Raw genomic sequence first — 20,814 nt, forward strand, 5'->3', positions numbered from 1 at the left:
CCGTACACATTTTGTACGGCGTTTTTGTGTGTAAATGTGTAATGTTGTGGTGTTGTGTTAGTGCATACTAAACTCAATAGTATCAATGTTTTTATGGGGACGTTGAAGTGTCTCTAGTGAAATTGTCGTTGAGTTTACCTACCTGTAATCCCACATTGTCACATAAATCATTCACAGTTATTTCACCCTAAACTGTGATTTAAATCACAGTTTGAAAACCCCTTAAATATTAAAGTTTAAGTAGGATTTACAGAGATAAATCAAAAGGGGAGAAACATATATGAAAAAACTAGTTAGAGGCTTTGTATTGTTAGTAGCTGTCCTCTTATTACAACTAACGATCTTGCCACCAAATGAAGCATTATCAGACAACCAAGATATGTCATTGACACAGTTAAATATTAAAGTAATGCCTGAATTTATTAATCCAGAAGGGTGGGATTATAACATTCCTTCACTTTTAGTAGGGTATCACGGTACATTCGTTAACAACTCTGACTTGCCGTTTACTGGAGAAATAAAATTTAGTGCACCTACTCACCTTGAGAGTTTCACTCCAGGATTTGTAGCGAAATTTGAGAATTATGAGGATACAAATCCGGTTGAGGAAGATTATACAGTAAATTTAGAAGAAGGCTACTTTTCTTGGATACCTCAAAATCCAATTGCTCCTGGTGAAGAATACTATTTCGTCGTTGAATACTTTGTTGCTGCGATAGAAGGTGTTGTAGATCGAAGCTTCACATTCGAATATGCTGCTGACTTTGATGTTGAAAATATGAGTATTGATGTTTATGCACCTTATAGAGTAGAAAATTTTAAAATTGATAAGGAAGCTGACCTAAACTCAATGACTTTCGGTTTAGAATTTCATATGTACGAATATACAGATGTAAAACAAGGGGAAGTTTACGATCTGACAGTTTCATATACAAAAGACAATATCGTTACGACAATGGAAGCCTTGAACGACTTCAGTGCTCCGGATGATGATGCACATGCAGGTATGTTCCAACCAGCACCAACACAAAATAGTGGCTTCCTTAGCACTGAAAATGTAATCATGTTGATTTTAATCCTGGTCTTTGTTGGTGCTTTTGTTTTTCTTATTCTTCGTAAAAAGAAAGATACACCAAAAGAAGTAATCAAAACACCGAAGAAAATTGTTAATAAAGAAGAAGAGATAAAGAGACTACGTAAAATGTTAGCTGACGGTGCAATTGATGAAAAGATGTACAAAGAAAAGCGTGCTAAGTTAGGTTAATTGAGGAGGGGGAACTCAAATGAAAAAGAATACAAAGGTTTTACTTGGAGGAAGTACGGTCATCTTATCAATATTAATTTTATTAATTGCTGCAACACCAGGAGCAAGTGGAACTGAAATTCCACTTCAAGAGGTTTTAGCAAATCCTGAAAAGTACGAAGAACGTTATGTGACAACTGAAGGATTTTTAGTTGCAGAATCAATTGATTGGCGTGCTGATGAAATTGAATTACGTTTTGATATTGTTGATAGCGAAGGAAATGTGTTATCTGTTTTCCACCATGGTGTAAGACCAGATAACTTTTCTGAGGGAGTTATCACTATTTTAGAAGGCTATATCGTACCTGGAGAACCATTCAACGCGGAACGTGTAAAAACGAAGTGTCCATCAAAGTATGAAGGTGAAGATCCAAACAATTATGATCCAGAGTTTCATAAAGAGTTATTAAATGATAATTAAGTCTATTGAAATTGAACCCAAAGAAGGTGGCGCATCATGCATTTGATAGGAAATATATCAATTTATTTAGCACTCGCTTTATCAATTTATGCTTTTGTAATTTTTATTTTAGGCATATATAAACAAGATCAAAGATATGTAGATAGCGGAAAGGCTGCAAGTTTAGCAGTATTTATTCTAGCATCAATTTCAATGTTAGTCCTTTTTACAGCATTAGGTACAAGTCAGTTCCAATTTGAATACGTTGCTTCTTACACAAGTTCTGATTTACCTATTCTTTATAAATTAGCTGCTCTTTGGGCCGGTAATGCCGGTTCACTACTTCTGTGGACATTCTTTTTAACGATGTATACGGCAATGGTTGTTTACTCAAGAAAAATGAAAAACAATCCAATGACACCATATATTGCAGCAATCATGCTTGCAAATACAATTTTCTTCTATTTAATCTTAGGGTTTGTCGCAAAGCCATTTATTCTTTTAGATGTAGTACCGATGGAAGGCCGTGGATTAAATCCAATGCTTCAAGATCCTGGGATGCTATTACACCCAGTTACATTATATCTAGGATATGTTGGTTTAGCAGTTCCATTTGCATTTGCTATAGCGGCATTAATTATCAAGAGCGTTGATGCATTCTGGCTTCGTATGACTCGTCGTTGGACGATTATCGCTTGGGTGTTCCTAACATTAGGAAACGTTATTGGTGGATATTGGGCATACATGGAGCTAGGTTGGGGTGGTTACTGGGCATGGGATCCTGTTGAAAACGCCTCATTTATGCCATGGCTAACAGTAACAGCTTATCTTCACTCAGTTATGATCCAGGAACGTAAAAACATGTTGAAGATTTGGAATATCTCTTTAATTATTCTTTCATACGCTTTAACCTTATTTGGAACTTTCCTTGTACGAAGTGGGGTACTGACTTCAGTTCATGCTTTCGGAGACTCTAACTTAGGTGCATACTTCTTAATCTTTATGGCATTAGCAGTTATTTTCTCATTATACGTTTTAATGAGTCGCTACCACTTATTAAAGAAAGACAGTGGCCAATTTGAGTCATTATTATCGAAGGAAAGTAGCTTTTTAATTAATAATTTAATCTTAGTTGGTGGTACATTTGCAGTGTTTTGGGGAACAATCTTCCCACTAGTTTCTGAGGCTGTAAGAGGTACGAAGGTAACAGTAGGGATACCATTCTTTAATACAGTTATGTCACCAATTTTATTAGCATTAATATTTGTAATGGCGGTTTGCCCGTTAATTGCGTGGCAACGATCGACAGTGAAAAATCTAAGAGATAATTTCTTAATACCTGCCATCATCAGCTTAGTCATTATTGGTTTGCTAGCTGGCTTAGGAATGAGAGCAGCATATCCAATTATCGCTTATGGAATTATTTCATTCATGATTTTAACTCATATTGTAGAATTTTACCGCGGTGTGAAGGCGAGAAGAAAAGTAACCAAAGAGGCTTATCCAATTGCACTTTACTGGTTAATGGTAAAAAATCGTCGCCGTTATGGTGGTTATATTGTTCACTTCGGGATCGCCCTAATGGCAATTGGTATTGTCGGATCAAACTTTGATGTTGAAACGATGAAAACAGTACAAAAGGGCGAGAAGATTGAAATTGCGGACTACGTACTAACGTATGAATATCTTGCACAACGAACTGAAGGAATTAATGATATCGTCTTTGCTAATATCCATGTATCCAAGAATGGTAAGGATATGGGATACGTACAGCCAGAAAGGATTTTCTATGGTAGCTGGGAAGAACCTTCTACTGAAGTGGCGGTACTTGGTAATTTAAGTGAAGATTTATACGTAGTATTAAGTGCTTGGGAACGTGATGAGCGTGCGACATTTGTAGTTAAAGTAAATCCGCTAGTTAAATGGGTTTGGATTGGAAGCTTCGTCCTTGTAATTGGCTCAGTATTTGCAGTTTGGAATGGCAAATTTGGACATATCACGCCACGTTACACTGGACCACAAAGGAAGGTGTCTTAAGTGAAAAAAGTTATTGCTACTTTGACACTACTTTACTCATATCAGTGATCCCCGCATATGCCGGGGATCAATATGACTACAAGTCAGCGGAATTTAAAGAAGTTGCCTCGCAGTTTATGTGCATGTGTGGATGTGGTCAAGACCACTTCGAATGTAATATGCAAGGCTGTGGATTAAATGACTCATTTAAAGTTGAAATTAAAGAAATGATGGATGATGGTTTAACAAAAGATGAAATTAAGGATTATTATATCGGGATGTATGGTGAAGAAATCTTAACCGCACCAGAAAAAAAAGGTTTTAGTCTTACAGCTTGGATTTTGCCGTTTGCAGTACTTGGAATTGCGGGTGTTGGAATTATCTTCGTCATTCGGAAATGGGTAGCAAGTAATAAAGAAGAGGTTTCACTTTTTGACGAACGTACAGAGGAAGAGCAACTAGAAGATGAAATAGTAAAGTCAATGATTGATGAAGAACGAAAAAAGTATTTCTAGGATGTGAATGGTTATGTCAATCGTGTTAGGTATACTACTAGTAGCATTCTGTCTTTATATCGTAGTCACTCCATTGTTGAGAAAGCACAATACTCAACTAGCGGTAAAAATGACGGATGATACGGATGAAATTTCACTAAAAAGTATCTACGCCACTTTAAATGAGTTAGAAATGGACTTTCATATGAAGAAGCTCTCAGATGAAGATTACCAAAAGCTTAAAAATCAATATGAAGGTTATGCAGCCGAACTATTAGAGAAACAGAAGAAAAAAACTAGTAAGACATCTAATGATAGTCTTGTTAAGGATATCGAGGCGGAAATCGAAGAAGAATTAGCAAAGCTTAGAAAAGAGAGAGGGGAAAAGTAACATGGTTGGACTAATTTTAGCTTCAGCTATTACAAGGTCTACCCCGTCTTTCCATAACCCTGGTCATCTACGAATGTGGTATTCTTCACCGCTAAGAAGCTTTGATCCACACTTGGTTACTGCTATTTTAGTCTTAATTCTAGTTGCAGGTGTTGGTTGGTTTGTCTATTTTCAATTGAAGCACCGTGCTTCAGAAGAAAAGGTAGAAGCTAATCCAGAAGAAAAAGTATTTCAAGAATTAGTTGTAAAACAAAAAGTAATCTTAAATAAGTTATTGGAACTAGAAGAGATGCATAAAGCTGGGGATATAGCTGATCAAGAATTTGAAAAAAAAGCATCTCTTTATCGTGAACATCTCGTAAAGGTAAAAGTGGAATTACAAAGGTTCATGGACTAAAGGAGAGGGCCTATGATAGAGACAAAAGGACTCATAAAAACGATCGGCGATAAGATGATCCTTCGCGGAAATCAACCTTTCTATAAAAAAGGGTGAATCTGTGGCAATATTAGGACCTAATGGTGCTGGAAAAAGCACAATCCTTAAAATTATCGCCGGTCTTATAAAAGCAACAGATGGGGAGATAAAAATAGATGGTATGGACTTTAAAAAAGATTCATACGAAATGAAACAAAAGATTGGTTTTTTAGCTCATAACAGTTTTCTATATGATCATTTAACACCATTAGAAAATTTAAAATTCTTTGGGAAGCTGTATGGTGTCAAAGATGTGGAAACGAAAGCGAAACAACTCGTTGATGAAGTTGGCTTAGGTTTCTTTATCCATGACCCAATCCGCTCCTTCTCAAGAGGTATGTTACAAAGAATTGCTATCGCTAGAGCGATTATTCATGATCCGGAAATACTACTCTTTGATGAGCCGCATACCGGGTTGGACCAACAAGCTATCAAAATTCTTAACCAAGTAATTCTAAAGATGAAAGCAAACGGGTCAACTGTCATTATGGTTACTCATGATTTTCAACAAGCGGTCGAAACGTGTGATCGAGTGCTTATTTTTAGAAATGGAAAACTCGTAGAAGACATTAGCAATGTTGCTAAAGACCTTGAGTTTGTGAAGGAAAGATATGCAGAACAGGTGGCAAGCCGATGAACAATTTATTCAAAGCAGCCTTTATCATAGCCGGGAAGGATCTCTATTCAGAGTGGAAGACAAGACAAGTCGTTACTACAATGTTGATATTTTCAGGGTTAGTCATTGTTACCTTTTCATTTGCTTTTGATCCATCTAATAATGCTGTTAAAGCGATTATTCCAGGTTTGATTTGGGTCATTACAATATTCTCAGCCATTTTAGGATTAAACCGTTCTTTCCAATCAGAAACTAAGAATGACAATCTATATGGGATGATTGTTTCGCCAACGGACCCATCAAGTATCTATTTAGGAAAAGTAATTGCTAATTTTGTCTTAGTATTAATTGTTCAACTCATATCGATACCGGTTTTATTTCTTCTATTCGACTTTCGATTTTTAGGTCATCTGCCGTTATTTCTAGGTGTTGTTCTTCTAGGTACGTTTGGCTTTATTAGTGTCGGGACGTTTTTAGCAGGCTTAGCAGCAAACTCGAGAAGTAGTGAGATGCTCTTACCAATTTTGTTATTCCCGCTTGTCAGCCCTATCATTATTGCAGCAGTTCAGGCAACGAGAATTCTTTTAGTAGATTTAGAGCAAATTGCAAGCGCAATTTCTTGGATGCAGCTAATGGGTGCTTACAACTTAATCTTTTTTGTCTTATGTTTCATCCTTTTTGAATATGTACTGGAGGTGTAATAAATGAAGCTTATTAACGATGATTTAACGGCTATACCAGAAGAAACAATGCTTCATAGAGTTTTAATGTATCTTAGTATCCCAATGGTGCTAGTAGCCCTCTATTTAGCATTTATTTATACACCTATTGAGGTAAAAATGGGAGTTGTTCAAAAAATCTTCTATTTCCACGTTGCCTCTGCTTGGGTTGCATTCTTTGCATTCTTTATTGTTGCAGTGTTTAGTATTATGTACCTTGTGAAAAGGAAGCGTATTTATGACATTATTGCTGGTGTATCAGCAGAAATTGGTGTTGTTTATACTGCAATTGTATTAACGACTGGACCAATTTGGGGTCGTTCTGCCTGGAATACTTGGTGGTCTTGGGAGCCAAGACTTACAACAACTTTAATCCTATTTTTCATGTACATCGCCTACATTATGATCCGTCATATGGACGGACCTTGGGAAAAGAAAGCACGTCTTGGGTCAGTATTTGGAATTATTTCTTTTATAAATGTGCCAATAGTCTTCATGTCAATTCGTTGGTGGAATTCGAAGCTTCACCCAGTTGTATTGGGAGAGGGAGCAAGTGAATCAGGTGGTGGTCTAGAGCCATCAATGTTATTTGCTTTAATCTTTACCGTGTTTACGATGACTGTATTATACTTTGTCTTTTTACAAAAAGGTGTTTATATTGAAAGATTAAAAATTCAAGCTGAACGTTTAAAAGAAAAATTTCAAGAAAAATTAGCTGGATAGGGAGGAATAAATAATGACTTATTTATGGGCCGCATACTCAATCATATTCTTAATGATCGCTAGTTACTTGTTTGTGTTAGGAAAACGTCAAAAGGCAATCGCTAAACAACTGCAATTCTTACAAGAATTAGATAAACAGTAATGTATAATACCCGTATTTTTACAGGGGGAGTTATGAATGAATAAAAAAATAATTCAAATGGTTGTTTTAGTATTTGTAATCGGTATGTTAGTAACTATGGTCTTGGGACTGCGTTCGCAAGGTGGAGCAGTAGGAATTGGTGACGAGGCTTACGATTTTGAGATGGAAGACCTAGAGGGGAATACTCATCGCTTATCGGACTATCGGGGAAAGGTAGTCATGTTAAACTTTTTTGCGACATGGTGTACAGCTTGTGTAGCTGAGGCTCCTGAACTTGAGCGTTTTAATGAAGAGTTTAAAGATGAAGTAGCTCTATTTGTTGTCGTAAAAGGCGAAACCAAAAATACTGTAAGAAAATATGTAGAAGAGAAAAATTCAAAGAAAACCTATGTTTTCGACTTTACGAATAGTGTCTCAAGGAAATTTGGTGTGATCGGTCAACCAGAAACGATTGTCATTAACGAGGACGGAATAATTGTTGACCATTTTATTGGCGGCGTTTCAAGAGACTTTTTAGGTGTAGTATTAAATGATATTAAAGGTAGATAATAATGGAGGGGTGAATTTCTAGATGAGTTCATCTCTTTTTTTGTTTACGCTTATTACAAGGCTGTTTTCGGAAACTTTGTGGCTTTTAGGTCGTCTTTTGAGAATAAATAAGCTTCACGCTTTACGTGAAGAACCAAGCATTCGCTTGGTTACCACCTAAAAGCTAATAGCAACAATCTTTTAGAAAAGAGCGTGCAAAAATCACCGTTCTACAAAAGTTTTTGGGCTTCTTTTCAACTCTAAGCGGATAATGATAGATCTAGTGCTTTGTTAATTAACGAAAAATAAATTAAAATAAATTAATTAATGAAATTCTTGAATAGATAAATTGGAGGTACATAAGATTGGTTGATGATTTCGTCTTTATGAGATTAGCTATAGAAGAGGCCAAGAAAGCTGAAGCGATAAGAGAGGTTCCAATTGGCGCAGTCATCGTGAAAGATGGTGTGGTTATTGCCTCCGCTTATAATCTTAGAGAAAGCGATCAGCGAGCAGTAGCTCATGCTGAGTTACTAGCCATCGATGAAGCTTGCCAAAAGCTTGCTACATGGCGCTTAAGTGATTGTACCCTCTATGTTACATTAGAGCCTTGTCCAATGTGCGCTGGCGCAATTATTCAATCGCGTATTGATCGGGTGGTTTTTGGTGCATCTGACCCAAAAGCAGGTTGTGTAGGTTCAATCTATAACCTTCTGACAGAACCGAAATTTAACCATCAATGTGAAGTTGAAAAGGGTATTATGGCTGAAGAGTGCGGTGAAATGCTAACTACCTTTTTCCGGGAGTTACGAAAAAAGAAAGGGAAGAACTTGTCAGACTCCGAAGTAAGTGAAACTTAATTTTGTAGAAAACAGGGTGTGTTTCATTACGTAGTTTCACTAACGATACATTACTACAAATTCACATTTTTTTAGGATGTTCCAAGGTTTTCATGTATTGCCTATAACAAGTCTATTGCTACTATTGATTTTTCATTTGAAAGAGGCTATACTAAATTATGCGTCACATTAGGACGCGTTAAAAACCGTTTATAAATTTGTCGTGCTAGGTGGGGAGGTAGCGGTGCCCTGTACTCGCAATCCGCTATAGCGAGACGGAATCCCTTCCCTAGGTCTTGGTATCGTAGGGTCTGCCCTAAGTAAGTAGTGTTGACATTTGGGTTCTACGCAACGGAAACCCATGAACCCTGTCAGGTCCGGAAGGAAGCAGCAGTAAGTGGATCATTCCGTGTGCCGTAGAGTCGCCTGAATCGAGCTAACTGCTTAGGTAACGCCTGGGGTACCTTGATCAAAGGAAGGTGCACGGCATCAAATTTATATAAGAAGCAATTCCTTAAAGGAATTGCTTCTTTTTATTTGCTTTATAGACTTTGAAATATAGTAGTTGAAAAGGTATAATGGTATTTAGTACATTATTTTTTTTTACTTAGGAATAGCCATTAGTATATTGAGTTTGTCTAAAAATGGAGGTGAAGAGATGAGTTATCAAGCATTATATCGAGTGTGGCGACCAAAGCAATTAAGCGACGTTGTCGGACAAGAACATATTACGAAAACATTTAAAAATGCTTTAATTCAAGAAAAGCTCTCTCATGCCTATCTATTTACTGGACCACGTGGTACGGGAAAAACTAGTGCCGCAAAAATTATTGCGAAAACTGTTAACTGTCACGAAGCACCTGTTGCGGAACCTTGTAATAAGTGTGAAGCATGTCTTGGTATTTCAGATGGTTCAGTTGTTGATGTGATTGAAATTGATGCAGCTTCAAATAATGGAGTAGACGAAATTAGAGATATCCGTGACAAGGTCAAATTTGCACCAAGTAGCGGGATTCGCTTTAAAGTATATATTATTGATGAAGTACATATGTTATCTACCGGAGCCTTTAATGCATTACTAAAAACATTGGAGGAACCACCGAAACATGTCATTTTTATTTTAGCGACAACAGAGCCTCATAAAATTCCATTAACAATCATATCAAGATGTCAACGTTTTGATTTTAAACGAATTACAAGTCAGGCGATGATTGGTAGGATGGAATTTATTTTAAGTCATTATGAAACAAAGGTGTCTGATGAAGCCTTAGCAATGATTGCTAGAGTTTCCGAAGGTGGTATGAGAGATGCGTTGAGCTTGCTAGATCAGGCGATCTCATATTGTGATGATGGAGTTACTTTAGATGATATCCTGACAATAACTGGAGCGGTCTCTCAAGGATTATTAACCGAAGTTGCGCAAGCTTTATTGACAAGTGATGTTGTTAAAGCGTTACAAGCTGTAGACACCTTAATTTTAGCAGGTAAAGATCCAACACGCTTTATAGAAGATTTTATCTTTTATTATCGAGACATGCTTCTATACAAAACTGCACCAGAGCTTAATGAAGCTTTAGATAGGGTTTCATTAGACGACGAGTTTATTTCTATAAGTAAGAAACACCGACAAAATGGATTTATAGTACGATTGAAATACTCAATGGAATACTCCAGGATATGAAATGGTCTAGTCATCCGAAAATATTCATTGAAGTAGCGATCGTGAAAATTTGCAATAGTAAAGCTGAGACCGAAAAAGAAACTAGTGATACACACGAATCTTTGTTGAAGAAAATTCAAATCTTAGAGCAGAAGCTAGATAATATTGGCTCAATTGGGCATCAGGAGCAAGGGAAAGTTGAAGCTCCAAAGAAAAATCAGGGGCAATTTAGTCTTAAAACAGGGAAAAATGGAATAAGTAGTGGACAAGTAAAAGAAATGCTCAAACAAGCATCTAAACAAGACTTGCAGCGGATTACTAGTAATTGGGGACAGGTTATGGATCTAGTAAAAAAACAAAGTGTCCCTGCGCATGCTTGGTTGTCAGACAGTAAACCCGTTGCAGCATCAAAAACAATGATATTACTTGCTTTCCAAAATGAAATGCATCGCGATATGGTTGATACAAAATTTCGTACTGTAGTTGAACAAGGGATAGCTGAAGTATTTCCTGAGGCATTTAAAATTTTGACATTACTAACGAACCAGTGGGAGAATGTGAAAGAGGAATTTGTTCGCGATCAACGGGGAGAAACAACATCTTCTAATGAAGGTGATCCACTCGTTGAAGAAGCTTTGAAGTTAGTAGGTTCAGATTTAATAGAAATAATCGAATAATGAAAGCGAGGAAACTTAAATGAAAAACATGGGAAATATGATGAAACAAATGCAAAAGCTACAAAAGCAAATGGCACAAGCGCAAGAAGAGCTTAAATCAAAAACAGTCGAAGCCACAGCTGGTGGCGGCATGGTAAAAGTAATTGCGACTGGAGAAAAGAAAATCCTAGAAGTAATTATTAAAGAAGAAGTTGTAGATCCAGAGGATGTTGAAATGCTTCAAGACTTAATTTTAGCAGCAACAAATGAAGCTCTAAAAATGGCCGATGACCTAATTAATCAAGATATGGGCAAGTTTACAAAAGGCATGAATTTACCAGGAATGTTCTAAGCTAATTCAGCATAATATTTTTGGTGTTATCAAACTTTGAATGTTTATCTATTCTACTTAGCCAGGTGATGGTTAAATAACAATAACCTGTTAAGAGCTGCTTTCTAGGTCATTATCCCGGAAGCAGCTCTTGTCTAACTAGTCTGATGAAACATTTCCTAGGAGGAAACGTTGTTGCAGTACCCTGAACCGATATCCAAACTTATTGAAGGATTTATGAAATTGCCAGGAATCGGCCAAAAAACAGCGAGTCGACTGGCTTTTTTCGTATTAGATATGAAAGAAGATGATGTTTTAGACTTCGCGAAAGCATTAGTAAATGCAAAGCGAAATTTAACATATTGTTCTGTATGTCATAATATTACTGATTCAGACCCATGCTATATTTGTGAAGATCAAAAGCGAGACAAAACGATTATCTGTGTTATCCAGGATGCAAAAGACGTTATTGCTATGGAGAAAATGAGAGACTATCATGGTCTTTATCACGTCTTGCAAGGTGCAATTTCACCGATGGACGGTATAGGCCCAGAAGACATAAAAATACCAGAGCTCCTAAAAAGGCTGCAAGATGATACGATCCAAGAGATTATTTTAGCGACTAATCCTAATATAGAAGGAGAAGCTACTGCTATGTATATTTCTCGTTTAGTGAAACCTACAGGAATAAAAGTGACAAGGATTGCTCATGGTCTTCCTGTTGGTGGAGATTTAGAATATGCAGATGAAGTGACACTTTCAAAAGCTATTGAGGGTCGGAGAGAATTATAGTAGTAAAGGAGTAAAAATATGCTTTTTAAGAAAAAGGGTAAGCTTAGAAAAGCTGAAAACAAAAGACTTATTGAGCAAATAGAAATACAAAAGCATTTATTGATGAATCAAAAAGAATTAGTTGGAAGAAGTGTAGATCCTTCTGAAGATGTTCTATTAAAGTTAAAGGTCACTGAAGCTAAATACTTATTTATGTTAAAAGAAGCAAGAGTAAGGAAAACGAACATGGAAAAATCTTAAAATTAGATTTTTCCATGTTCTTTTTTTATTGAAACGGTAATAGGATTCTAATGAGGGCTTGTCAATAAAATGGTGGGGGTTGAGTGAATAATGGATCCAATTATTGTTGTTACATTATTAGGTGGAGTAATTTTTTTGTTGTTGGTATTAGGTGCGCCAATGAAACCATTGCGTTTTATTGGACAAGGAATGATTAAACTAATCATAGGTGCGCTTTTTTTATTTTTCCTCAATGCTTTTGGAACGGTGTTTGATTACCACCTTCCAATCAATCTCGTAACTGCTTCTGTGTCCGGGTTTCTAGGAATACCAGGTTTGATTGTACTTGTTGCTATTGACCTATATATACTATAAAAAAGAAGTTACCATGTATTCCCATTTAATGAAAGTGTTTATGGACTTGCACATTGGGTATATACATGGTATATTGTTAAAACATTCTTCGCGACAATATTCGTCAAAAAAACGACAAAAAAGTCGGTTGACAAACAAAAGTGAAGGTGTTAATATATTATAAGTCGCAACAAACAATTTATGAAATCGCAACTTTGAAACAAGTTGTTGACAACAGAACGTTATTGTGATAGAATAAAATTCTTGCTGCTGAAAAACGGCACAGGATAATTGTTCTTTGAAAACTGAACACACAGCCAAGCGAATTAAAGAGATAGTAAATATCTCGTCAATGTAACAAAATTTTTTGAGCTATTTCAAACACTTTTATGGAGAGTTTGATCCTGGCTCAGGACGAACGCTGGCGGCGTGCCTAATACATGCAAGTCGAGCGGACAATTGAGAGCTTGCTCTCAATTGTTAGCGGCGGACGGGTGAGTAACACGTGGGCAACCTGCCCTGTAGACTGGGATAACTTCGGGAAACCGAAGCTAATACCGGATAATCTTTTGAGTCACATGGCTCGAAAGTAAAAGTTGGGTTTACCTAACACTACAGGATGGGCCCGCGGCGCATTAGCTAGTTGGTAAGGTAATGGCTTACCAAGGCGACGATGCGTAGCCGACCTGAGAGGGTGATCGGCCACACTGGGACTGAGACACGGCCCAGACTCCTACGGGAGGCAGCAGTAGGGAATCTTCCGCAATGGACGAAAGTCTGACGGAGCAACGCCGCGTGAACGATGAAGGCCTTCGGGTCGTAAAGTTCTGTTGTTAGGGAAGAACAAGTACCGTTCAAATAGGGCGGTACCTTGACGGTACCTAACCAGAAAGCCACGGCTAACTACGTGCCAGCAGCCGCGGTAATACGTAGGTGGCAAGCGTTGTCCGGAATTATTGGGCGTAAAGCGCGCGCAGGCGGTCTCTTAAGTCTGATGTGAAAGCCCACGGCTCAACCGTGGAGGGTCATTGGAAACTGGGAAACTTGAGTGCAGAAGAGGAGAGTGGAATTCCATGTGTAGCGGTGAAATGCGTAGATATATGGAGGAACACCAGTGGCGAAGGCGACTCTCTGGTCTGTAACTGACGCTGAGGCGCGAAAGCGTGGGGAGCAAACAGGATTAGATACCCTGGTAGTCCACGCCGTAAACGATGAGTGCTAGGTGTTAGGGGTTTCGATGCCCTTAGTGCCGAAGTTAACACATTAAGCACTCCGCCTGGGGAGTACGACCGCAAGGTTGAAACTCAAAGGAATTGACGGGGGCCCGCACAAGCAGTGGAGCATGTGGTTTAATTCGAAGCAACGCGAAGAACCTTACCAGGTCTTGACATCCTTTGACAACCCTAGAGATAGGGCTTTCCCCTTCGGGGGACAAAGTGACAGGTGGTGCATGGTTGTCGTCAGCTCGTGTCGTGAGATGTTGGGTTAAGTCCCGCAACGAGCGCAACCCTTGATCTTAGTTGCCAGCATTCAGTTGGGCACTCTAAGGTGACTGCCGGTGACAAACCGGAGGAAGGTGGGGATGACGTCAAATCATCATGCCCCTTATGACCTGGGCTACACACGTGCTACAATGGATGGTACAAAGGGCAGCAAAACCGCGAGGTTGAGCCAATCCCATAAAGCCATTCTCAGTTCGGATTGTAGGCTGCAACTCGCCTACATGAAGCCGGAATTGCTAGTAATCGCGGATCAGCATGCCGCGGTGAATACGTTCCCGGGCCTTGTACACACCGCCCGTCACACCACGAGAGTTTGTAACACCCGAAGTCGGTGGGGTAACGCAATATGCGAGCCAGCCGCCTAAGGTGGGACAGATGATTGGGGTGAAGTCGTAACAAGGTAGCCGTATCGGAAGGTGCGGCTGGATCACCTCCTTTCTATGGAGTTAAAACTCTAGTCGATGCTTTTCTTTTAGAAAAGTACGCTGACGCTGTGTTTCAGTTTTGAGAGAATGATCTCTCAATTAAATAGTTAACTGCTCAATATTCATTATTGTGCTCCTGCGGTACTCCTTGCGTCGTATCCTCGTCGCAAAGCTGCATGAAGCTAATCAATGAAGCATCTCACGATGTAATTGAGATCAGTTGCTTTGTTCCTTGAAAACTAGATAACAACTAACACATTTAAGTTTTACCGGAAAGTTTGTAAAAACTTTATGAGTAAACTTGAGTAGTCAAGAATTCAATTCGACGTAAAATCCTTTTAACAGGTATTTTTTTGAGAGAAGCGAGTAGTTCGAGGAAACGAGCGAGTCAATCGCCGGAGTGTACATTAACCGTACATGAGGACGATTGGTGAGTGAAGTTGACGAAGAAATGCGAAGCTTATCGCAAAAAAATTAGGTTAAGTTAGAAAGGGCGCACGGTGGATGCCTTGGCACTAGGAGCCGAAGAAGGACGTGACGAACAACGATATGCCTCGGGGAGCTGTAAGTAAGCTTTGATCCGGGGATTTCCGAATGGGGGAACCCACCATCCGTAATGGGATGGTACCCATAGCTGAATACATAGGCTATGAGGAGGCAGACCTGGGGAACTGAAACATCTAAGTACCCAGAGGAAGAGAAAGAAATTATCGATTTCCTGAGTAGCGGCGAGCGAAACGGAAACAGCCCAAACCAAGGGGCTTGCCCCTTGGGGTTGTAGGACACTCTACACGGAGTTACAAAGAAACGAAGTAGACGAAGCGATCTGGAAAGGTCCGCGAAACAAGGTAACAGCCCTGTAATCGAAACTTCGTTTCCTCCAGAGTGTATCCTGAGTACGGCGGGACACGTGAAACCCCGTCGGAATCCGGGAGGACCATCTCCCAAGGCTAAATACTTCCTAGTGACCGATAGTGAACCAGTACCGTGAGGGAAAGGTGAAAAGCACCCCGGGAGGGGAGTGAAAGAGATCCTGAAACCGTGTGCCTACAAGTAGTTGGAGCCCATTTACGGGTGACAGCGTGCCTTTTGTAGAATGAACCGGCGAGTTACGATTACGTGCAAGGTTAAGCTGAAGAGGCGGAGCCGCAGCGAAAGCGAGTCTGAATAGGGCGAATGAGTACGTGGTCGTAGACCCGAAACCGTGTGATCTACCCATGTCCAGGGTGAAGTTCAGGTAACACTGAATGGAGGCCCGAACCCACGCACGTTGAAAAGTGCGGGGATGAGGTGTGGGTAGGGGTGAAATGCCAATCGAACTCGGAGATAGCTGGTTCTCCCCGAAATAGCTTTAGGGCTAGCCTCGAGGGAAGAGTATTGGAGGTAGAGCACTGATTGGACTAGGGGTCCCCACAGGATTACCGAATTCAGTCAAACTCCGAATGCCAAATACTTATCCTCGGGAGTCAGACTGCGAGTGCTAAGATCCGTAGTCAAGAGGGAAACAGCCCAGACCATCAGCTAAGGTCCCAAAGTATACGTTAAGTGGAGAAGGATGTGGAGTTGCCCAGACAACCAGGATGTTGGCTTAGAAGCAGCCACCATTTAAAGAGTGCGTAATAGCTCACTGGTCGAGTGACTCTGCGCCGAAAATGTACCGGGGCTAAACGTATCACCGAAGCTATGGATTGCGCACCTGGTGCGCAGTGGTAGGGGAGCGTTCTAAGTGCAGCGAAGTCAGACCGGAAGGACTGGTGGAGCGCTTAGAAGTGAGAATGCCGGTATGAGTAGCGAAAAGAGGGGTGAGAATCCCCTCCGTCGAAAGCCCAAGGTTTCCTGAGGAAGGCTCGTCCGCTCAGGGTAAGTCGGGACCTAAGCCGAGGCTGAAAAGCGTAGGCGATGGACAACAGGTTGAAATTCCTGTACCACCTCCTCACCGTTTGAGCAATGGGGGGACGCAGAAAGGTAGGGTAAGCGCACTGATGGATATGTGCGTCCAAGCAGTTAGGCTGAGAAGTAGGCAAATCCGCTTCTCGTGAAGGCTGAGCTGTGATGGCGAGCGAAATTTAAGTAGCGAAGTTCCTGATCCTACACTGCCAAGAAAAGCCTCTAGCGAGGTGAGAGGTGCCCGTACCGCAAACCGACACAGGTAGGCGAGAAGAGAATTCTAAGACGCTCGGGAGAACTCTCGTTAAGGAACTCGGCAAAATGACCCCGTAACTTCGGGAGAAGGGGTGCTCTGATAGGGTGTTAAAGCCCGAGAGAGCCGCAGTGAATAGATCCAAGCGACTGTTTAGCAAAAACACAGGTCTCTGCGAAGCCGCAAGGCGAAGTATAGGGGCTGACACCTGCCCGGTGCTGGAAGGTTAAGAGGAGGGGTTATCCGTAAGGAGAAGCTCTGAATTGAAGCCCCAGTAAACGGCGGCCGTAACTATAACGGTCCTAAGGTAGCGAAATTCCTTGTCGGGTAAGTTCCGACCCGCACGAATGGTGTAACGATTTGGATACTGTCTCAACGAGAGACCCGGTGAAATTATATTACCTGTGAAGATGCAGGTTACCCGCGACAGGACGGAAAGACCCCATGGAGCTTTACTGTAGCTTGATATTGGATTTTGGTACAATTTGTACAGGATAGGTAGGAGCCTGAGAACCCGGAGCGCCAGCTTCGGTGGAGGCGTCGGTGGGATACTACCCTGATTGTATTGAAATTCTAACCTAGGACCGTGATCCGGTTCGGGGACAGTGTCAGGTGGGCAGTTTGACTGGGGCGGTCGCCTCCTAAACAGTAACGGAGGCGCCCAAAGGTTCCCTCAGAATGGTTGGAAATCATTCGTAGAGTGCAAAGGCAAAAGGGAGCTTGACTGCGAGACCTACAAGTCGAGCAGGGACGAAAGTCGGGCTTAGTGATCCGGTGGTTCCGCATGGAAGGGCCATCGCTCAACGGATAAAAGCTACCCTGGGGATAACAGGCTTATCTCCCCCAAGAGTCCACATCGACGGGGAGGTTTGGCACCTCGATGTCGGCTCATCGCATCCTGGGGCTGAAGTAGGTCCCAAGGGTTGGGCTGTTCGCCCATTAAAGCGGTACGCGAGCTGGGTTCAGAACGTCGTGAGACAGTTCGGTCCCTATCCGTCGCGGGCGTAGGAAATTTGAGAGGAGCTGTCCTTAGTACGAGAGGACCGGGATGGACACACCGCTGGTGTACCAGTTGTTCCGCCAGGAGCATAGCTGGGTAGCTACGTGTGGAAGGGATAAGTGCTGAAAGCATCTAAGCATGAAGCCCCCCTCGAGATGAGATTTCCCTTGGAGTTAATCCAGTAAGACCCCTTAAAGATGATGAGGTTGATAGGTCTCGGGTGGAAGCACGGCGACGTGTGGAGCTGAGAGATACTAATCGGTCGAGGACTTATCCTATAAATAAGTTTAGAGTGATGAGTGTAGAGTTTTGAGTTGCGTGAGTAACTCAAAGCAGTAAATACCAAATTCTAAATAAACGGATTGAATTTTACTCAAGTCTTAAATGTGTGTTATCTAGTTTTCAGGGAATGAAAATTTCTTGAAAAATTAAGTAGCTTGATCTTGAATTGAGTTCGTGCGTCTGTGTCTACCAGTGTAGCTTCGAAGTAAGCTTCCTCGACGCAAAGCAGCATGATGTAAACTCAAAGAAGCATCTCACGATGTGATTGAGGTCAGTAGCTTTTTTGAAGGAATGAACTTTCTTCAGATAATCTAGTAGCGATAGCGAAGAGGTCACACTCGTTCCCATGCCGAACACGACCGTTAAGCTCTTCAGCGCCGATGGTAGTTGGGGGTTTCCCCCTGTGAGAGTAGGACGTTGCTAGGTAAAAAAACACATCCAATTTGGATGTGTTTTTTTGTGTGCAAACTTAAAAGAGATCTATGCTTTCTGACTAGAGAAATAAAGTGGACATATAATCCTCTATTAGGTAGGATTTTGTGGTTTTCCTATTTTTGAGGACATACGGTACCTTATTTCCTCAGGATTCATTAAAATACATGTCCGAATGCAATAAAAGTGATCGTATGTCCTCGAAATATCAAAAAGGACTATATTGGCTAAAATAGAGGAACCTATGTCCACTAAATTTAAATTTTAACTTTACGCAATCCAGAGATAGCAGTTGCTTTACAACTGACTAGTGTATAAGATCCAGAAGGTCTTCCTCGTTGTAAAAACAAAAAATAGACCTCTTAAAAAAGGTCTGTTAGGAAATATTTAATAAAGAGTGCTTTAGTTTTCTTAATTTTTGTAGATAGTATCGGTAAAATTCATCAGTTACTTCTGAACTAACAATCTCTCGTTCACATGCTTCACAAATGTAGATATCACAAATATGAATCCCTGATTCTTGTTTTTGCTCACAAACTGAACATTTCTCTAAGTTAAGCCCTTCATTCATAATTGTTCACCTCCATAGCTCATTCATTTCCAATGAAAGGTAAACTATACATAAAAAATTCTGAATTTCTGAAAATAGTTCCTTAAAGAATAGTATGGTTTCAAGAGTTTAATGGGACAAATACTTATTTACTTTGCGCACTCGCTTTCTTATCTATATGCCATCAGTTAACTGATTGTGTATGTCTTTGTGAACTACCCGCCACTTATTTTTCTAACGAAAATTTGAAGTGGGGGTCTTCTGGCCAAACATGATAAAAGTACAAATTAAGAAAAATCATTTTAAAACCAATTGTTTAGTTGGTTAGTAAATTTCGTTATAATAGAACAGTGTTTGAAAATACTCGACCGCAAAGGAAGAAAATAGTGAATCAAAATAATTTACCACTTTATGAAGCTCTGTGGAGTTTTCGCAATGAAAATCCAATTTCTTTACATGTTCCTGGACATAAAAATGGGTTAGTTTTTCCTAGCCAAGCGAAGGAGTTATACCAATCTATATTATCAATTGATGTTACAGAATTGTCAGGTCTAGATGATTTGCATCATGCATCAGGAGTTATTAAACAAGCAGAAGATTTAACTGCCAATTTATATGGGTCTAAGAGCTGTTACTTTCTTGTAGGTGGCTCTACAGTTGGAAATATAGCGATGATTATGGCTACTTGTGAAGCAGGTGATACCGTACTTGTTCAGAGAAATAGTCATAAGTCAGTTATCAATGGTTTAAGGCTTGCGAAAGTAAAACCAATTTTTATTGAGCCTGACTTTGATGTTGATGCACAAATTGCGACCACTATGGATGATGCGAGCGTTATTGAAGCGATAAATAAGTACCCAGAGGCAAAAGCTATATTCATGACAAGGCCAAATTATTATGGATATACAAAGGAAATAGATAGAATTGTTAGCATTGCGCATGAGCATAATATGGTCGTGCTAGTTGACGAAGCGCATGGCGCTCACTTTGGACATCCTTCTTCGCTATTTCCAAAGTCTGCAATTCATTCTAAGGCAGATATCGTAGTTCAGTCAGCTCATAAAACACTACCAGCGATGACCATGTGTTCTTTTTTACATTTCAATAGCCAATTGGTTGACGAAAATAAACTTAAGTATTATTTGCAACTATTTCAATCTAGTAGCCCCTCTTATCCATTACTTGCTTCACTTGATTTAGCCAGGTTTTATTTAGCGAATTTGTCAAAAGTGGAGCTTTTATTAACATTAGAAAAAATTAATGAGTTTAAAAAGTACTTAAACCAAATTCCACAACTAAAAGTAGTTGAAAATGAACATTTTCATGTAGATCCATTAAAGGTTACAGTTCAGTCTTGCTGTGAACTTAATGGGTTTGAGGTACAGAAGCTTTTAGAGGAGGAAGGTATTTATACTGAAATGGCAGATTTACATAATGTCCTATTTGTTTTGCCTTTATCAATAGTGACAGATCTCCTTTCTATTGGTGAAAAGATTGCAAATAAACTAAAAGGCAAATCTCTAGAACAAAAATCAGTAAAAGTAGCTAACGAATCTATAAATAAGATCTCAAGCTTAGCACTTTCCTATGAACAAATGGAAAATGTAGAGGTAGAAATAATAGCAATAGAAGATTCGAAAGGGAAGATTATTTCCGAAGAAATCATTCCCTATCCACCTGGTGTTCCGTTATTAGTCCGGGGAGAAAGGATAGAAAATAATCATATTGAGCAATTGTTTGCTTTAAGAAAATCAGGTGCTTACTTTCAAGGAGCTGATGTTTTTAAAAAAGGAATGAAAGTCTTTAAAAATGTATGAAGTGAGGA

18 protein-coding genes, 3 rRNA genes, 1 other RNA gene and 1 pseudogene are annotated in these 20,814 nt (G+C 39.8%); 22 read left to right on the forward strand and 1 reads right to left on the reverse strand.

Features of this window, described 5'->3' with window-relative positions:
* The first annotated feature begins 280 nt into the window (after positions 1-280).
* The 21 genes and pseudogenes from H1D32_RS00145 (at position 281) to rrf (ending at position 18,433) form a co-directional block, all read left to right on the forward strand.
* On the forward strand, positions 281-1,264 hold the full coding sequence (locus H1D32_RS00145; protein ID WP_261176217.1) for a hypothetical protein: 984 nt from the start codon (positions 281-283) through the stop codon (positions 1,262-1,264).
* 19 nt (positions 1,265-1,283) lie between these two features.
* Positions 1,284-1,724, forward strand: a complete 441-nt coding sequence (locus H1D32_RS00150) for a cytochrome c maturation protein CcmE (RefSeq protein ID WP_261176218.1) — start codon at positions 1,284-1,286, stop codon at positions 1,722-1,724.
* Positions 1,725-1,760: 36 nt separating this feature from the next.
* Positions 1,761-3,740, forward strand: a complete 1,980-nt coding sequence (locus tag H1D32_RS00155; protein WP_261176219.1) for a heme lyase CcmF/NrfE family subunit — start codon at positions 1,761-1,763, stop codon at positions 3,738-3,740.
* A complete protein-coding gene (locus H1D32_RS00160) occupies positions 3,677-4,234 on the forward strand; it encodes a cytochrome c-type biogenesis protein (RefSeq protein ID WP_261176220.1) in 558 nt (185 codons plus the stop codon). Before H1D32_RS00155 ends, H1D32_RS00160 begins: the two co-directional genes overlap by 64 nt.
* A gap of 13 nt (positions 4,235-4,247) precedes the next feature.
* Positions 4,248-4,604 (forward strand): hypothetical protein, encoded by a 357-nt coding sequence (locus H1D32_RS00165; RefSeq protein WP_261176221.1) that lies wholly within the window; start codon positions 4,248-4,250, stop codon positions 4,602-4,604.
* 1 nt (position 4,605) lies between these two features.
* On the forward strand, positions 4,606-5,001 hold the full coding sequence (locus tag H1D32_RS00170) for a hypothetical protein (RefSeq protein WP_261176222.1): 396 nt from the start codon (positions 4,606-4,608) through the stop codon (positions 4,999-5,001).
* A gap of 100 nt (positions 5,002-5,101) precedes the next feature.
* Entirely contained in the window at positions 5,102-5,716 is a 615-nt protein-coding gene (locus H1D32_RS00175; protein WP_261176223.1) for an ABC transporter ATP-binding protein, read from the forward strand.
* Entirely contained in the window at positions 5,713-6,396 is a 684-nt protein-coding gene (locus tag H1D32_RS00180; RefSeq protein WP_261176224.1) for a heme exporter protein CcmB, read from the forward strand. Before H1D32_RS00175 ends, H1D32_RS00180 begins: the two co-directional genes overlap by 4 nt.
* Before the next feature lie 3 nt (positions 6,397-6,399).
* Positions 6,400-7,137, forward strand: a complete 738-nt coding sequence (locus tag H1D32_RS00185) for a cytochrome c biogenesis protein (RefSeq protein WP_261176225.1) — start codon at positions 6,400-6,402, stop codon at positions 7,135-7,137.
* 13 nt (positions 7,138-7,150) lie between these two features.
* Positions 7,151-7,279, forward strand: a complete 129-nt coding sequence (locus H1D32_RS00190; protein WP_261176226.1) for a CcmD family protein — start codon at positions 7,151-7,153, stop codon at positions 7,277-7,279.
* A gap of 36 nt (positions 7,280-7,315) precedes the next feature.
* The gene (locus tag H1D32_RS00195) at positions 7,316-7,828 is read left to right on the forward strand and encodes a TlpA family protein disulfide reductase (RefSeq protein WP_261176227.1); all 513 of its coding nucleotides are present in this window, start codon (positions 7,316-7,318) and stop codon (positions 7,826-7,828) included.
* A 344-nt stretch (positions 7,829-8,172) separates the two neighbouring features.
* A complete protein-coding gene (gene tadA, locus H1D32_RS00200; RefSeq protein WP_261176228.1) occupies positions 8,173-8,667 on the forward strand; it encodes a tRNA adenosine(34) deaminase TadA in 495 nt (164 codons plus the stop codon).
* Between the two features lie 200 nt (positions 8,668-8,867).
* Positions 8,868-9,133: signal recognition particle sRNA large type (gene ffs, locus H1D32_RS00205), an RNA gene on the forward strand.
* Between the two features lie 171 nt (positions 9,134-9,304).
* Positions 9,305-10,983: pseudogene (gene dnaX / locus H1D32_RS00210) on the forward strand (DNA polymerase III subunit gamma/tau).
* Positions 10,984-11,002: 19 nt separating this feature from the next.
* Positions 11,003-11,314, forward strand: coding sequence for a YbaB/EbfC family nucleoid-associated protein (locus tag H1D32_RS00215; protein ID WP_261176229.1), 312 nt, complete (start codon positions 11,003-11,005; stop codon positions 11,312-11,314).
* Positions 11,315-11,488: 174 nt separating this feature from the next.
* Positions 11,489-12,085, forward strand: a complete 597-nt coding sequence (gene recR, locus H1D32_RS00220) for a recombination mediator RecR (protein ID WP_261176230.1) — start codon at positions 11,489-11,491, stop codon at positions 12,083-12,085.
* A gap of 18 nt (positions 12,086-12,103) precedes the next feature.
* Positions 12,104-12,325, forward strand: coding sequence for a YaaL family protein (locus H1D32_RS00225; protein WP_261176231.1), 222 nt, complete (start codon positions 12,104-12,106; stop codon positions 12,323-12,325).
* 90 nt (positions 12,326-12,415) lie between these two features.
* Complete coding sequence (locus H1D32_RS00230) at positions 12,416-12,679, forward strand: pro-sigmaK processing inhibitor BofA family protein (RefSeq protein WP_261176232.1); 264 nt, start codon at positions 12,416-12,418, stop codon at positions 12,677-12,679.
* A gap of 365 nt (positions 12,680-13,044) precedes the next feature.
* Positions 13,045-14,598: ribosomal RNA gene (locus H1D32_RS00235) — 16S ribosomal RNA — on the forward strand.
* Positions 14,599-15,062: 464 nt separating this feature from the next.
* Positions 15,063-18,003 (forward strand): 23S ribosomal RNA (locus H1D32_RS00240).
* Positions 18,004-18,317: 314 nt separating this feature from the next.
* Positions 18,318-18,433, forward strand: a 5S ribosomal RNA gene (gene rrf, locus H1D32_RS00245).
* The 16S, 23S and 5S rRNA genes sit together here, the layout of an rRNA operon.
* 382 nt (positions 18,434-18,815) lie before the next feature.
* Here the strand turns inward: rrf and H1D32_RS00250 are convergent.
* Positions 18,816-19,010, reverse strand: coding sequence for a sigma factor G inhibitor Gin (locus H1D32_RS00250; protein WP_261176233.1), 195 nt, complete (start codon positions 19,008-19,010; stop codon positions 18,816-18,818).
* Positions 19,011-19,375: 365 nt separating this feature from the next.
* Between H1D32_RS00250 and H1D32_RS00255 the strand changes: the two genes are divergently transcribed.
* Positions 19,376-20,806: an aminotransferase class I/II-fold pyridoxal phosphate-dependent enzyme gene (locus tag H1D32_RS00255; RefSeq protein WP_261176234.1), complete on the forward strand. Its 1,431-nt coding sequence runs from the start codon at positions 19,376-19,378 to the stop codon at positions 20,804-20,806.
* Positions 20,807-20,814 lie beyond the last annotated feature (8 nt).

This window comes from Anaerobacillus sp. CMMVII, assembly GCF_025377685.1.
GTDB lineage: Bacteria > Bacillota > Bacilli > Bacillales > Anaerobacillaceae > Anaerobacillus.

Bases quoted from the DNA above. Each gene is read 5' to 3' on its own strand.
- H1D32_RS00225 (WP_261176231.1), top strand. From the start codon at position 12,104: ATGCTTTTTAAGAAAAAGGGTAAGCTTAGAAAAGCTGAAAACAAAAGA.
- H1D32_RS00190 (WP_261176226.1), top strand. From the start codon at position 7,151: ATGACTTATTTATGGGCCGCATACTCAATCATATTCTTAATGATCGCT.
- H1D32_RS00155 (WP_261176219.1), top strand. From the start codon at position 1,761: ATGCATTTGATAGGAAATATATCAATTTATTTAGCACTCGCTTTATCA.
- H1D32_RS00195 (WP_261176227.1), top strand. From the start codon at position 7,316: ATGAATAAAAAAATAATTCAAATGGTTGTTTTAGTATTTGTAATCGGT.
- H1D32_RS00165 (WP_261176221.1), top strand. From the start codon at position 4,248: ATGTCAATCGTGTTAGGTATACTACTAGTAGCATTCTGTCTTTATATC.
- H1D32_RS00230 (WP_261176232.1), top strand. From the start codon at position 12,416: ATGGATCCAATTATTGTTGTTACATTATTAGGTGGAGTAATTTTTTTG.
- H1D32_RS00180 (WP_261176224.1), top strand. From the start codon at position 5,713: ATGAACAATTTATTCAAAGCAGCCTTTATCATAGCCGGGAAGGATCTC.
- H1D32_RS00150 (WP_261176218.1), top strand. From the start codon at position 1,284: ATGAAAAAGAATACAAAGGTTTTACTTGGAGGAAGTACGGTCATCTTA.
- H1D32_RS00185 (WP_261176225.1), top strand. From the start codon at position 6,400: ATGAAGCTTATTAACGATGATTTAACGGCTATACCAGAAGAAACAATG.
- H1D32_RS00170 (WP_261176222.1), top strand. From the start codon at position 4,606: ATGGTTGGACTAATTTTAGCTTCAGCTATTACAAGGTCTACCCCGTCT.
- H1D32_RS00215 (WP_261176229.1), top strand. From the start codon at position 11,003: ATGAAAAACATGGGAAATATGATGAAACAAATGCAAAAGCTACAAAAG.
- H1D32_RS00250 (WP_261176233.1), bottom strand. From the start codon at position 19,010: ATGAATGAAGGGCTTAACTTAGAGAAATGTTCAGTTTGTGAGCAAAAA.
- H1D32_RS00145 (WP_261176217.1), top strand. From the start codon at position 281: ATGAAAAAACTAGTTAGAGGCTTTGTATTGTTAGTAGCTGTCCTCTTA.